General features: G+C 56.9%; 11 protein-coding genes and 1 pseudogene. 7 read left to right on the plus strand and 5 right to left on the minus strand.

Going from position 1 to position 13,888, the window contains the following annotated elements; all coding sequences use genetic code 11:
- Nucleotides 1–94: 94 nt before the first annotated feature.
- Entirely contained in the window at nucleotides 95–349 is a 255-nt protein-coding gene (locus tag C2862_RS23360; RefSeq protein WP_136223193.1) for a hypothetical protein, read from the minus strand.
- A 106-nt stretch (nucleotides 350–455) separates the two neighbouring features.
- On the opposite strand from C2862_RS23360, the gene C2862_RS23365 reads away from it, so the two are divergent.
- The 3 genes from C2862_RS23365 (at nucleotide 456) to C2862_RS23375 (ending at nucleotide 3,174) form a co-directional block, all read left to right on the plus strand.
- Complete coding sequence (locus C2862_RS23365) at nucleotides 456–794, plus strand: helix-turn-helix domain-containing protein (RefSeq protein WP_136223195.1); 339 nt, start codon at nucleotides 456–458, stop codon at nucleotides 792–794.
- Nucleotides 795–1,307: 513 nt separating this feature from the next.
- Nucleotides 1,308–2,330, plus strand: a complete 1,023-nt coding sequence (locus C2862_RS23370) for a tyrosine-type recombinase/integrase (protein ID WP_136223197.1) — start codon at nucleotides 1,308–1,310, stop codon at nucleotides 2,328–2,330.
- Nucleotides 2,317–3,174, plus strand: coding sequence for a hypothetical protein (locus tag C2862_RS23375; protein WP_136223199.1), 858 nt, complete (start codon nucleotides 2,317–2,319; stop codon nucleotides 3,172–3,174). Before C2862_RS23370 ends, C2862_RS23375 begins: the two co-directional genes overlap by 14 nt.
- A gap of 27 nt (nucleotides 3,175–3,201) precedes the next feature.
- Here the strand turns inward: C2862_RS23375 and C2862_RS23380 are convergent, their stop codons facing one another.
- From C2862_RS23380 to C2862_RS23390, 3 genes are all read right to left on the minus strand, one after another.
- Nucleotides 3,202–4,533 carry a replication initiation protein gene (locus tag C2862_RS23380; RefSeq protein ID WP_229467575.1) on the minus strand — a complete coding sequence of 444 codons (1,332 nt, stop codon included), beginning with the start codon at nucleotides 4,531–4,533 and terminating at the stop codon, nucleotides 3,202–3,204.
- A 2,487-nt stretch (nucleotides 4,534–7,020) separates the two neighbouring features.
- Nucleotides 7,021–8,106 carry a ParB/RepB/Spo0J family partition protein gene (locus C2862_RS23385; protein ID WP_168710154.1) on the minus strand — a complete coding sequence of 362 codons (1,086 nt, stop codon included), beginning with the start codon at nucleotides 8,104–8,106 and terminating at the stop codon, nucleotides 7,021–7,023.
- A 2-nt stretch (nucleotides 8,107–8,108) separates the two neighbouring features.
- Nucleotides 8,109–8,831, minus strand: a complete 723-nt coding sequence (locus C2862_RS23390) for a ParA family protein (RefSeq protein WP_136223205.1) — start codon at nucleotides 8,829–8,831, stop codon at nucleotides 8,109–8,111.
- A 2,573-nt stretch (nucleotides 8,832–11,404) separates the two neighbouring features.
- On the opposite strand from C2862_RS23390, the gene C2862_RS26040 reads away from it, so the two are divergent.
- The 4 genes and pseudogenes from C2862_RS26040 to C2862_RS25850 all read left to right on the plus strand — a co-directional run bounded on the left by C2862_RS26040 (nucleotide 11,405) and on the right by C2862_RS25850 (nucleotide 12,719).
- Nucleotides 11,405–11,782 (plus strand): hypothetical protein, encoded by a 378-nt coding sequence (locus C2862_RS26040; RefSeq protein ID WP_373888278.1) that lies wholly within the window; start codon nucleotides 11,405–11,407, stop codon nucleotides 11,780–11,782.
- Complete coding sequence (locus tag C2862_RS26045; protein WP_136223207.1) at nucleotides 11,688–12,005, plus strand: peptidoglycan-binding protein; 318 nt, start codon at nucleotides 11,688–11,690, stop codon at nucleotides 12,003–12,005. Before C2862_RS26040 ends, C2862_RS26045 begins: the two co-directional genes overlap by 95 nt.
- Nucleotides 11,978–12,085: pseudogene (locus tag C2862_RS25930) on the plus strand (hypothetical protein); the annotation flags it as partial. The gene C2862_RS26045 and the pseudogene C2862_RS25930, both read left to right, overlap by 28 nt.
- The gene (locus C2862_RS25850; protein WP_267873550.1) at nucleotides 12,045–12,719 is read left to right on the plus strand and encodes a L,D-transpeptidase family protein; all 675 of its coding nucleotides are present in this window, start codon (nucleotides 12,045–12,047) and stop codon (nucleotides 12,717–12,719) included. The pseudogene C2862_RS25930 and the gene C2862_RS25850, both read left to right, overlap by 41 nt.
- Before the next feature lie 810 nt (nucleotides 12,720–13,529).
- Here the strand turns inward: C2862_RS25850 and C2862_RS23410 are convergent.
- Nucleotides 13,530–13,880: a DUF3147 family protein gene (locus C2862_RS23410; protein WP_136223213.1), complete on the minus strand. Its 351-nt coding sequence runs from the start codon at nucleotides 13,878–13,880 to the stop codon at nucleotides 13,530–13,532.
- Nucleotides 13,881–13,888: the final 8 nt, after the last annotated feature.

Here is a 13,888-nt window from a genome sequence, read left to right on the forward strand (position 1 = left end):
AACCCTTGCGCTCCTTGGGAACCCGGACCTTATGCCGTGTTCGTTGCTCTGCTGTCCACATGGCGTACTCCTATCGAAGAGGACCATTTGGACATCATAGTTGCTTCCGAGTTTTCAAACCGTCTCTAAGGTCCTGTTGTAAAAGCTTCGGGGCCATCCAGGGATGCGCTTCAACGAGAGCCCGCAGCTTGCTCTGCACGATGTCCGATTCCATCTGGCGCTGCTCTTGAATGCGAGCTTCAAGCATCTGGGCCATCTCTTCGGCACGTCTAACAGACTCTTCACTCCCCTGATTCAGCAAGGCTTCAATTTCCTGCTTAATGAAATTCAACGTCTCTACATCTAACATGTGAAAGCTCCTGCCCAACATTTGGTCACTGCGGCCCTTGCATGCCGCATAGCGATTCTACGTTTTTCGTAGAGAAATCTCCAGTGAAACCTACGATTATCGTAGGATGTCCCCACGCAACACATCTTCGAACACCATCTTCGGCAAGCGTCTACGTCAGGCCCGGCAACGCCGCAAGTTGGCTCAGGACGAGCTTGGTGTCATGGCTGGCCTGGAGGAATCCTCCAGTAGCGCGAGGATTAGCCGGTATGAGAGTGGGATCCACGAACCCCCTTTTCAGTTCGTTGAGACCCTCGCCAGGCTTATGGATGTGTCGCCTGCGTACTTCTACTGCCCAGATGACCGACTTGCAGAGCTGATCCTCATCTATTCCGCCATGCCGGAAGCAGAACGCCAGAAACTTCATCAGTCCATCGAGAACCTGGCCAGTCAAAACTTGCGTTGACCATCACTCAACAGGTGGCGTGGTGTTGCCCACAATTTTTTGAATCGATTGGGCATGACAGTCATCTCCCTCATGTTGACTTGCATGCAATTTCGACTGGTGCAAGCTGCATCAGGGATAGCGTTTATCAGTACCAGTTGTATCCCCGGAGTAAAGCCCGAAGATCGGATGACTTCAATAAAACCATAATTGAAACTAACAAACAAAAAGGAAAATAAAAACGACTCTCCAGACACGTCACAGACTGATCAAGCACCCCCTTCGCCTGGCCGCCCGCCGTCGAGTGCTAAAAGAGCAAAAAGAACGAAAAGAACAAAGAGAATCCAGAGAATCCCCCCCGGCCCTCTCCCGGAGCCAGCGGCGTTCGAATCTCCGTGGGGTTAGGCGACTTGCCTGTCTGTTAGTTTCAGTTATGGTATTCTTGGCATACTCCACACCGAAAAAAACCTGAAGGGTCGCGCCTTCGGCGCCAGCCGCCCGGTGGCCGCGGCGAACGCAAAAAACGAGGTGCACATGCCTGACCTGAAAACGTGGGACGACGATCCCCTTGCTGCCTTCACGGCCTTCGTCACAGAGCGGGCTTTCGCCAGCACTAGCCGGCGACTTGGCGAGGCCGAGCCGGAGGCGATCTCCACGAAGTCGGCTGAGGTCTACATTTTCATGTTCCGCAAGTTCGTGACCTGGCTGGCTGGCCAGAACCGCCGCTTCTCGCAAGTCGAGGAGCGCGACCTGGTGCGCTTCATCAGCCAGCTGCGCCGGCGCGGCGAGCAAAACAGCGCAATCACCGAACGGTATCTGCGCCTGCTCGAGCGCTGCTACAGCCACCTGCAGATCACGCCGAACCCGGCGACGTCGGCCACCAAGCTCGCCACCGATAACCACTACCTTGCGCAGAACGTCGGCACCGAAGCACTGGACGCGGCCCAGGTAGACGCTTTCGTGGCCGCTCTGCCCTCCCGCGAGCCGCCAGGCACGAACCGGGCCGGACGGCTGCCCAAGGCGTGGAAGCGCCGGCGCGACCACGCCGTACAGGCGACGCTGCTGTTCGGGGGCTTGAAGGTGGCCGAGGCGATCGGGCTGCACCTGAGCGAGGTCGAGGAGTCGTTCAGCCCCCTGCCCATCCGGCTCAAGATCAATCCAGAAGACAAGCACGCCACCAGCTACGAGCACGAAACCATCGTCCACGGCTATGGCGCCGACGCGCTGCGCTATTGGCTCATCGAACGCCTGGCCGAAGATGGCAAGGGCCAGCGCCTTTTCAAAGGGGACCTGGTCTTCCCCGGCGACAAAGAAGGCAAGCCGATGTCGAAAGTGACTCTCTGGCGCCAAGCGAAGGAGACGTTCACCCGGGCCGGCATCGATGTCAACCGGAGTGGCGGCCGCACCTTGCGAAACACCTTCGCCGCGCAACAATTGAAGGAGCACGGCCGCACGAAAAACGACGTCAAGGGGTATCTCGGTCTGGCCTTGGAACGATCAGCCGACATTTACGAAACCGCCAAGCCAAGAAAGAAGAAGTCCGATGAAGCTCTCTGAAATCACGAGCATCCTGGCCGCGGCCGGACTGCCGGGGCTCTCGCGCGACCAGCTGCTCGAGCTGGCCGGCACCGAGGCGGGAAAGCGCTTTGAAGCGACGCTCATCGCTTTTGGCGCTGGCGATCGCCAGCAGCGCGACTCGCTGGAAGCAACCGTGCGAGTGCTCGACGCAAAGACCCGATCGACCCTGCAGCGCATTGGTGGCCAGCTGCCGGTCGACCAGCTCGTGACACTCGCGTGCAAAGAGCAGCGTCGGTTCTTCGATGCTATCGACGCGATCGCCACGCGTACGCCAAGCGCCGCGGCCTCGCGGAGCTATCTGGCGGAACTTGGGGCAGCAGCTGCGGTAGCCGCCAGCACGCCGGCACCGGCGGATCCCCCGTACTACAGCTTTAAGATATTTTCGTCGGCCGCGGCGCTGTGCATCGCAGAGGCCATAACCAGGGCGGAGCGCAAGCACACGATCAACATCGAGGGCGCCGTGGCGCTCGCCGGCGGTGGCGCTCGCAAAACATTCGACTGGCCGAACAAAATCGTGGTCCAGCTCACAGTGCAGGAAGCCTACCAGATGCTGGCTCTGCTGGAGAACAAGATCCGGTCACTTCGCTTCGATGGTCATGGCCGCGAGCACGACAAGTCGCTCCAGATCGAGTTTCAGGATTCTCACTATTATTTCAGACTTATCCAGCGCGGTCGGGCCGCGGTCGCGGTACCGGTACGAGCTGTCGATGCGATCCCGTTTCAATCTCTCCTTTATAAACAATTGCTGCGCAATGAGCCACATCTGGATGTGTCAGCGGTACAGGCCATGACTGAACGCATGGCTGCCATGATGTCTGTGTGACGTTGGCACCTCCGCGGCGGGCGATCGCTACTGGCGCTCCTTGGATGCTCGGTGTACGCGAGCGGCGACGAACACGCCGAAGCTACTACGTACGGCCGGGGTAGATAGATTTTCGCGCAGTTCCTTGACCTCGATTCCCATCTTACGGGCGAGCGGCTTGGCGGTCGGCGATCTGCAAAAATCGGACAGCGCTTCTGCCTGTGCAGAGGAATCGAGTTTGTCAAATGCCTCCCATCCAAGCTCGGCGAGCTGCTGGTTGCGCTGCGCAGCTTCGGCGTCCGTCTTTGCCTTGCGCCGTTCGGCGCCGGTCGAGGCGTCGTCCTTGGCCGCCTTTTCGCCGGCAAGGCGGGCGTGGATCTGCTTATCCAAGGTTCCCAGGCGGTAGCCTTCCCGCAGTGCCTTCATGAGGTAACCACCTGCACTCAGCTTGACCTTGCCGCGCTCGATGTTGTGTCGGGTGTACTCGATCGCCTGCTGGATACGCTCGTCAGTAAAGACGTCGCGGTTGGACATAATCTCGTTAAAATCGGTTTGGTTCAGAGCGAATTCGGTATTGAGCGTTTCATACAGGGAGCGCAGGACGATGAGCTCGATTTTTTGTTCATTTGCTGCCCCATCCTTCAGCCGGGTAAGCGCGAATCGAACTTGGCCAACGCGCTTGGAACCGGGCACGTTCATGGTCACGATCTCGACGTTGAGCTGGGCGACTTCCTTGATCTCCTTTGTCGCCGGTACCAGTACCTTGTTACGGAAATGTTTCCATAAATCGTAGGTTTTAGTTTCGCACTGCATCCAGGCGCGGAGGGTCTGGAGGTCAAGCCATGGCGTGGTGCCTTCGTCGATGTATTCCTGCAGGCGGTCGAACAGGATCTTCGAATGTACCGAGTTAAACACGTAGCGCAGGCTGAGGAAGTGGAAGGTGGTCGGGTTCTTAATGGCGACCTGAAGGCGCTCGGACAATTCAAACCTGAATTCGCCACCGCGTACGAAGGCCGGTCCTAGCAAAGGGACGGCGCCATAAAAATCATTGGCAGCATTGTCAGGGTCTATCTCGTTGAGCTCGATCGCTGCCTTTTGGGCTTCACGGATGATTTTCGCCAAGTGCCGCTGATTGCGACTCGTGGTGCCGAGCAACCACCGGAACAGCCCAAGGTCGACCCTGTATTCCTTGTGGAGCTCGGTATCCTCGGCTGCCAGAAAATAGGCGACGTCGATCATGCGCCGCCCAGCCAGGCTGAGGTCGACGATCTTGACGAGTGCATTGTTGCGGCGAAAGCCGAGGTCTAGAGGCGCATCATCCACGCCTCTGTCGGTCGGCGAATAGTCGGCGAATAACGCGAGGGCCATTTGTCGTGACATGCTGCTCATCCTTATAGTTCCACAGCAGCATGACAGTCCAAGGTGAACCTGTCAAAACAATTACGGTGACCTTGCTGTTGGCTTGGTACAGTTCCGGTAATCGTCGGCGACGTCTACCGCACGCGATACGTGCCCAGAGCGGTGGTACAAAAAGCGTGACCTTAGATTGGCAGCACTCTGACATGCTGCCGGATCATGCTGCTAGTTGGCTAGCTCTAGCAAGTTCGGGGTTTGTAGGTTTTTCTTTTAAACATACCTACTAACAGCGGAGAGTTCGTCTTATAAAAATCAAGTACTTAGCTCGGCAAGGTCACAAAAGAACGGCACATAGTCGACGAAAGTGTTCAGCATGGTCGCCATTTCGCGTCAAAGGACACAAAATTTGTGTTCGTCAAAAAGACGTGTCTACACAAGGTCACAGAAAATGTAACAAGGTCGAAGTCTTTGTGCGTTTTTGGGGCTCAGCGGCCAACCATGCGCTTTTGCGCTTGGCACGTTCAGGTAAGGTCACCAGAATTGTTCACATTTCTCATCGAATCGAGATCGATGCAGATGTGCGCGGTAACGCCTCTGTGTTGCGCGCTGCGCAAACCCTTGACGGAGGGTGCCTGATGTCGTCCTAGCCGTACCGGAAACGGTAATGGGGTCCGGTTTCCTTGAGGTCCGGTCCATTTGAGCGGCGTTATGTGGGTTGGTGACCGTCTCGATGGGAGTAGCTGCACATAAGTTGTGACCTTTTGTTGGCAACTAGGCGAGCTGCTGCCTCTTATCCGCCTTGGAGCTGGTCTGTCATTGCGTGCATCTGCAGTTAGTAGGTTCTTTTTAAAAGACAAACCTACTAACAGGAAGGTCGACTTCTGTATAAAATCAAGGACTTAGGACGGCAAGGTCACAAAAGACGTTCAAATGGTCGACGTAAGTGTGCAGCAAGGTCGCTTTGTGGAAGCATGTGGGCACCGAAATTGTGCGGTATGCCTATCCTGGCGAAGGCAAGGTCACAGAAAATGTGAAAAGGTCGATGAGATTGTGTGTTTTTCCTGCAAAGCGAGCAGCTATGCGGGCTCGCAGCCGCCGAGAGGCCGCAAAGGTCACCACCATTGTTCTTGCTTTGCTCACTGAACTTGATGCGTCCTGGTGCGCCTAGCCCGTGCTCGGCCCCTGCAAGGTCACTTTTTTTGTGTAGGTTCATACCTGACGTGTGGTGTTCCAGACGCAGTCGGTGGTGCTGGCAAGGACGCAAATAGTGCTTTCATCCGTGCCTTATGCCGGTTTCGGTGGTTGTAGGCCTCCGCTCATGGCAACGTCACTGTCATTGTGCTGATACCACCGTCTTTTGATGGCGCAAGGTCACCATAATTGTGTGTTAAAGGCGCCAGCATGGCTTCGACGCCTTCAGCCGCCTCTACTTTTACAGTACATGGTCATCGCATGAATGCGTGACGCTGCGTGGAGGCGCTCTGGCGGCAGTTGAACCCCGAATTCCGGGGAGACGTCAGGGCGTGTGGCCACGTGTCTACGTCAGGTCATGCTGTTTAGTTGGAATAAGGGCGCTGAACGCTCCCCTCCGCACAATCCCTGTGACCTTGAGTGGTTCATCGAAGCAAAACCGCACAATTCCTGTGACCTTTACGGATCGGACGAAAACGCGTTCATGATGGTCGGGTCGGACGTCTTGATACCTTACCAGATTGTAGGCTTAGGCTTTTCTCGACTGACGATCTTGCACTCGTGCGGCCTCAAGGTTTCGCTGACTCTTCGTAGACGATTCGTCGCTGTTCTTCTCACTCATCTCCGTGGTCAGATGGGATAGATTTTAGTAAAACCGGTGTATTCATCCGTACAGCGCCGGAATGCATTAAGTTGCATCAGGCGCTGGATGTACAGGTCGAGTCATGCGTAGATTGATTCGACCTGCAGCGGCTTGATTTGCGGGGCATATGGGGAGTGCACACGGTTGCAGTCGAACGCGACGGTGGCCTGCGGCCGACGCAGCGCGCAGGTCGTCTTATCGTCCTACTTCGCAAAAAAACGGCACTTGACCGTCAGCTTACGCATTTGCTGCAGCGCGCCGTTGTGGTGCTCACGGTTCGTCAATGTGTAGGCGCTCCGCGCGCATCAGTTCTGCGCCTGCCCTTCTCGACCGTACGGCAATTCCACCTCGCATTACCCCCAATCTGCTCTTCTGTGCCTGCGGCACAAGCACGCGCTCGGGCGTGCGACATGAGCACGAATCGGTGTCGCAATGATGTTGACTGCGTTGTTGCCCATTTATTGTCGCGCATACGGGCTCTGGAAGATGATGTTAACCAAACAATCAGACCGACAAAGTCAAGCAACGGTATAGCGTACGCGACGCAGCCATTCCCAGGTATAGAGCAAATGATGGGTAAGAAATAAAAAGCGCGACCGAAAAGGTCGCGCTACGAGGAGCTTGTCCCAATTGAAGAGCCGACCGCTGATGGATCGTCGCTGCTCCCCGGGGTGGCTTCAGCTTTTCGTGCCAAATTTCTCGCGCAGCGAAGCTACAAAGGCGTCACGCATTGATGCATCACCGATGTTGACTTCAAGCGTCACCTTACCGTTTGGCCACTCCTTCAGTGTGCCCTCGTACTTGTTGCCGACGAAGATCGGATAGGGCCGCGACGTCTCTTTGCGCTTGCGAAGTTTCGGCTCAACGATCTGCTTGCGGGCTTCGTTGATCTGGTCACGACCGAGTTTTCCGTCGAGTACCTGGGCCGCCATCGCCACCGTTCTTTCCGTTCCCGCGACTTCCTCGAACAAGGCCAGTTCATACAAGGTGCCGAGTGCAAATTTAGCAGGGGCGGACTCGACTAGCGTCAGGGCGGCAGGCGACAGCCGCAGCGCAGACAGTGTTTTGTTAACGTTCGGCAGCGACATTCCGACGGCCTCCGACAGCGACGTTTCATTCTCGTAGATGCCCTGTTCCAACAGCTTCTTCCAGGCCAGCGCATTATCGTAGGCAGTTTGCTCTTGGCGCTCGGCATTTTCGCGGTAGCTGGCCTCGTACAGCTCGCGGTCAGACATGTTCGGCTTGACGATCAGGTCGATCGTGGCTTTGTCTATCGACGCGGCATGAATGTGCAGCAGGCCCAAGCGCCGGTAGTGGCCGGCCGCGAGCACGTACCGGCCGTTCCTAATGGTGGCGGTACCTGGCGTATCCTGGCCATTCTTGGCGAGGCTTGCAGCCATTTCGAGCACCCGCTCGGGCTTATAGGTCTGGCGCGCATTGTACGGATTCGGGTCCACCTGGCTTAAGAGGACAGTCTCGAACCGGCCGCGCCGATTGTCGTCATCGCTCCCCGCCGGCTTGACGGTACCGTAAGGCGCAGCTACCAGGTCGTGTTCCCGCTGCGCCTCTGCAGGGCGATCGGGAGCTGAGGTCGGTTCACCCTGCGCCCCTCCCACCGGTAATGCGCTGGTGCCGGTAGGGACCGCGAGAGGGTGCGTGCCGCGTGCTGCCTCGCTAGCCTGGCGCATGCGTTCGGCGAGGTCGATTGACTGATTTGCTCCGGTGGCGGCCTTTTGCATCAGTGCTGCCTTGTTCAGTTTCATATTCATTTCCTATTTCCTCGATGTTTCGGCATCTTGACTCCAAGCATGTCCAGCACTTCCTTTCCCAAGGCGTCAAATTCAGCCACTGCCGGGCTCTTGCCAAGCGAATGCACCGTGGTGCCGAACACCTGCGACTCGGGATAGACGTTTCGCAACGCAATACGGGTCTGGAAAATGGGCAACTGCGCTTGTTTGCGCAGAGCCGCTTCGCAGCTCTCAAACACGTTCCCGCGGCGCACCTGCGACAGCAGATAGCCCGCATGCAGTTCGCCAGAAATCCCGCGATCCCGGCGGGTCGTGCGGGCACGCAGGACCATTTCTTCCATCTGCTTTGATGCCCATACGTTGTCCATCAAGGGAATTACCGGGATGATTGCCAGGTCCGCCGCCATTAGTGCTGCCCAGGGTACCGGCGACTCCACCGCTGGCGGGCAGTCAATGATGATGAACTGATAGTTTTTTGCAGCCGAGACAAGCTTGTCCAGGAAGGCCTCGCGCAGTGGCGCAAGGGACAGTACGGTGGCGGGGAATGGCGTCTCCGGGTCTGCTTGCAGTGACCACAGCGAAGCCGTGTTCTGCGGGTCCATGTCGGCTACGAATACCGAAAAGCCGGCCTTCTGGAGTGTGCCCGACAGTTGCATTGAGGTCGCGGTTTTACAGCATCCGCCCTTCTGATTCACGACGCAAATAATGATTGGACTTGTAGTTTGCTCGGTAATGGACATTTGGAAAGCGTATTTTTACGCATTATGATAGTACGGAGAATTATAGTCTAAACGGGAACACATATGCTTCGATAGGAAGATTTTTGAACGATGACTTTACATTGCGGCCCTCTGCTTTCACGCGTGAAAGCGCACTATCCGATCTGCAGACGCGGCCGGTTGTCGCAATCGCGAATTGGCGGAGCTAGCTGTCAGGAAACAACAAATGCCAGACTATGTAGTCGGAGGCAAGAATACTTGGCCTGTACGTTAATACACTCGCATCGACAGCGCGCAGCGCTCCTGCCTTGGCGCCCCAGTGCTCCGCACTACTGCTGATGGACGGAGATGCACTGGTCGGTTCGCGAATCGAGAGCGGCATGCCGATCTCACCTCCTTTCACGCGTGAGAGCGAAACAGGAACAGTCTCGCCAGCGCAGAAGAGCTTTAATGTCCAGGCAATGCGCCTCCCTAAACGCCTTTGACGTACAGCATTGATTCACTCGGTCCGCAACCTGCGAAGGGCCACGACTTCATGCCAACTTATAGCCGGTCTACAGCGTGAGCCCACGCCGCAATCGTGAGGCGCCGACTCAGGGCTACGCCCACTGCAGACGCGTATACAAGGTGCTGGGCTCCGATTAAGCTGGCCGCTACCATGCCGAATTAGTCTCCTAAACATCCCTACCCTCCAGCGCAGGCTTTGTTAGCAACCGCAGCGGCTCGTTGCGCGGATACACCGGTGGCAGAATAGCCTTAGTTGTTCTAGTTTGAAGAAGATTTCGGTCCGGTGCCATCAGCCAGGCCAAACGGCAGGCATACCGCGCAAGGAGCGATCCGTAGTGCTCCACCTCGACGGGCAGATGCGGTTGAGGTCACTCCTCAAAACAGGAACGGGCGGAGCAGCAGGAAATGTGCTTATGAGTGCAAGTGTGACGCCATCGCCACCTCGGTAACGGTCGGAGAAATCAAACCGCCCATTTTTGGGCCAATTCACAGTAGGAGCGGTATGCGAAGATCGTAGGGCACATGCAGTTCGTGCGCTTCGCGACGAACACCGAAAGCGAACGTAGAGCTAATACGACTGCCTGCGCAGCATCAAACGAAATACGGTTCGCGCCGTTGCTCCAATCCCAACGTGCTTTCTGGAGAAGTGCACTACACCTGGCGCGGTCATCTTCCGACTCGGCGAAAGTTGAGACCGCTCTCAGCAGCGCGCTTTCACGCGTGAAAGTGCTCAGTAGAAGGACACGAAACGCGCGCAGCGCCCCGACGAAAAACCACTCTGTGAGCTCAGCCGAACACACGAAAATGCCTCACCGAGCTCAGAAGAGCGGCAGTATGCAACCCTACACGCCGCAAAAATCCGAGAGAGACGAGGTTACAAGTGGCGTCAGGAGGCTATGCGAAAGGTGGCGGTAACGCACCAGTCTCCGCGCCTCAGCGATACGAATAAAGTGAAACCTAGGAGCTAGCGCGGGAGCACGGCGCCTCATGAACACGCTATCCAGCTAGACCGAGAGAAGCGACGCGGGCCGAGCCGTTTGGCAGCCACGTGCGCTGTCAATAAGGAACCGATACCATGTGCGCTCGAGGCCGAGACATTCACGCCTCAAGCTTAGCCCTTGCTCTCGGCGATCCAATGCTTTCGCACGTGAAAGGTGAGTCTAGACAACGAACCCTAAAAACATCAGCGATACAAGATCGCGCATACGTTGACGTCGACTGCGCGAGACATATTGCATTCCCGCAATTTAGCAACAGTGATGTCCTCAACGGTATTGCGGTCCATGGTTTTCACGTGTGAAAGCGCTATATCGTTCAAGGTCCAGTTGAGTGTGTATTAGCTAAGCCTGGTATCGCAGAATCTGCATACCGGGTTGCTAGGGTCACAGTGCAGCTGCGGCGCCATCGAAAGTGATGTATCTGCTTTGCACTCTCCGCCGCGTCTTCCCCCTCCGTACTGTGCCCTCTCAAAATAACTTGAATCAAGCAAACTCAGCTAGCCGTTTTGATTAATTTCGACAATCGTTCGGGCAACCGTACTTGTAACTGATACGTCCAGAAACCCGTAGAACCTCAAAATGCTTACGTCTTAATCCGCGACGACGGGTTTTGACTCAGATTGTTAGCAGTCTCGCGAACAGGCCGTGTTGCATCTGCAGGGCCGTTCGCTCCCAGCCCACCGAACGGGTTGCCCGGCCTGGCAATGCTTTTAACATTGGCCCCCGACAGGTGCGACGCTATCGTACACGCCGTGCCGGCCGTGAAATCGTGCTTGCTGCAGGTGACCACGCCCTGTCCCTTGAGCCGCTTGCTGTCCACCACCGAGCGATGAAGGAACTGTGCGACTGTTAATTAATCAACTCTGTAAGTTCTCGACGGAGATGAAGCAAGTGCGTGACAGCTTCGTCAGTGTAAGGAGGTCTCTTGACCCTTTCGCGCACAGGGTCGTTCCCGGCTTGGGGAGGGGTCTCTGTGTGGCTGGGCATTGCAACTGCTCGAAAGGTATGATGCGGATCGGTAACGTACGGCTGCCAAGGTTCGAAAGTATCAATGAAGCTTAGCCAGAAAATCGCCGCTGCGCCCGCGCTCTGCGTAATAGCGTCACTCGTCTCCAGTCCGATCGTCGCGCGGTCCGCCTCCACCACCATTCATACCTTGGCCGTCCAGACCTCGCAGTCGCCCACTGTACCCACGGGCTATACGAGGAACGCGGCTGGCTTGATCGGTTTTATGCTCCGCGCAAATATGCGCCAGCCTGGAATCCGTCGACTGCCGCGGCCGCTTTGTGGGTGCTGCGCCAAGCCAGGCTGCAAGGCCTGAACCCGCTCGATTACGGCACGGACTCCCTGCAGCGGCAGCTGCGCTCGGGAGATGCGGATACCGCTCGTTCCGATCTGGGCAGCCGTATCCGACTCTACCGCGACCGGCTGCCAAGGTCGCGCCTGGTGGCGCCTATCCGTACGTGAAGGCGCTGCATGCGCGCTTGGTGCTGCTGGTGACCTGCGGTCCGATGCGGCGCGTCCGCCTGAGGGTATCTACACCGGGCCGATGGAAGAGGGCGTCCGGTATTTTCAGGCGCGTCACGGGTTGGACGAAGACGGCGTGCTGGGCCGTGGCAATCGACGCGCTCAATGTAGCGCCAGCTCGAGCGCTTGCGCTGGTTGCCGAATTTCGGCCCCGGCCCGCTGATCACGGTTAATCCGCCGGCTTACCGCCTGTGGGCGCTGCATGACGGCGGCAGCGCGGCGCCACTTGAGATGCGGGTCGTGGTCGGCTCCGCGCTCAAGACCGAAATCTCGCTGTTCGTCGGCCAAATGCGCTACGTCGAATTCAACCCGTACTGGAACATCCCCCGCAGCATTCTCGACAAGGAAATCCTGCCCAAGCTCAAGCGCAACCCTGCGTACCTCACGCAGAACGGGATGGAAACGGTGCCGTCAGGCGCTAGCGCGGCCGCTCCAGGCAGGCAAGGCGCGCGTGCGCCAGCGCCCGGGGCCGGGGCCGAAGAACGCATTGGGACCGATTAAGTTCGCGTTGCCTAACCCGATGGAGATTTACCTGCACTCGACTCCGGCGCGCGAGGTGTTCGAGCCGCGCCGGCGCGACCTATCCCACGGGTGCATCCGGGTCGAGCATCCGGCCGCTTTGGCCCAATACGTGCTTAGCCAGCATCGTAGATGGGACGCTGACACCATCCAGGACGCGCTGCAGCCTGGACCGACTCGGCACGTCGATCTGACCAATGCGATTCCAGTTGTGATTTTCTACGCCACCGCCAGCGTCGACAGTGACGGAAATCCTCGCTTTGCCACGGATATTTACGGTCGCGACCTGAAGCTCGAGCAGGAACTTGCAGCACGCCGCAGAAAACTTGCTCCTGCGGCAAGTTGGCCGCTGCAATAAGCATTCGGTCTGGCTGCAGTGCGAGCGGAGCTACAGCGCATCGAACACCGGAAAACATTCAATCTTATTCGACATTAGAAACCATATTGTCGAGTAACTCGAAGGTTCGAACGAGCATTTGACATTATGGAAATAATGTCTCATCAGCTTTCAACTACCCCGATGCCAAGAAGCGGTTTTTACTGTCTGAGCCTGCGTTAGGCAAACATGCAACCGCGCGCCCGGATTGGAAAGAGAGCCAGGGCGTTGCACCCAGGCCGGCAGCGCCAAGGCATCTGCAGCGATCGTTGCACAACGGAGCGCCGGCACAGGATCCCTTACCGGAGTTGCCGTCCCGAGCAGGGTAACGGCGGCAATCAGTCCAGACGAAACAATTGCCACGCCGCGAAAGACGGCAGCGACTGAGGAATAGGCGTCATAGTGTCCATCAACGCTACAAGGAGGAGCACCACTAGCAGTGCGGGTTTACCCGCCAAGGACGCCGCAGTGCGTGCTTGGCTGAATGTCCTCCATGGCGCGATGCCCCAAATTGCCTTTTAGATTAGCTCTCCAATTTATTATTGGCTCACGACCGTCCGCTTTCGGCCTATTTTGTTGAAAAACTTCTGGGCAAGAGTAGAGTGGACGGTCTTGTACGATGCCCTGCCCGAAATTAAGTACAAACTATACTTGCTGAAACTGAGCTAGAAGTAAACAATGCTGCATCAGTTCATCTGAACGGTGGCGAGGACGCCGTTGTGGGGCAGGTTCACGATCATGCGAGTAGATGCGTGGCAGGTACTAGCCTTAGCAAACAGTGTCCTTCTGTTACTAGATCAGCTCGATGCCAAATCGTTCGAGCAATGCCGCAAACATCGCGAAGCACACTACCGTCAGGACAACACAGGCGGCGAGCGCGGGCCAGAAGCCAAGGCGGGAATACAGCATGGGGAACACTAGGAACATCGGCAGTGTCGGAACTACATACCAGAACGTATAAAATGCGTGGTTGGTTACCTTGGCGGCGGGCTGTTTTTCGACATGTAGCCATACGAGCGTCAAGATCGTGACCATCGGCAGGGCGGCTACTAGTGCGCCCAGCTTGTCGCTGCGTTTGGCGAATTCAGAAACTAATACGACGACGCCGGCGGTAATAATGTATTTCGTCACGATCCAAAGCATGCTGTTTC

The organism is Massilia sp. Mn16-1_5 (assembly GCF_004798585.1).
GTDB lineage: Bacteria > Pseudomonadota > Gammaproteobacteria > Burkholderiales > Burkholderiaceae_D > Telluria.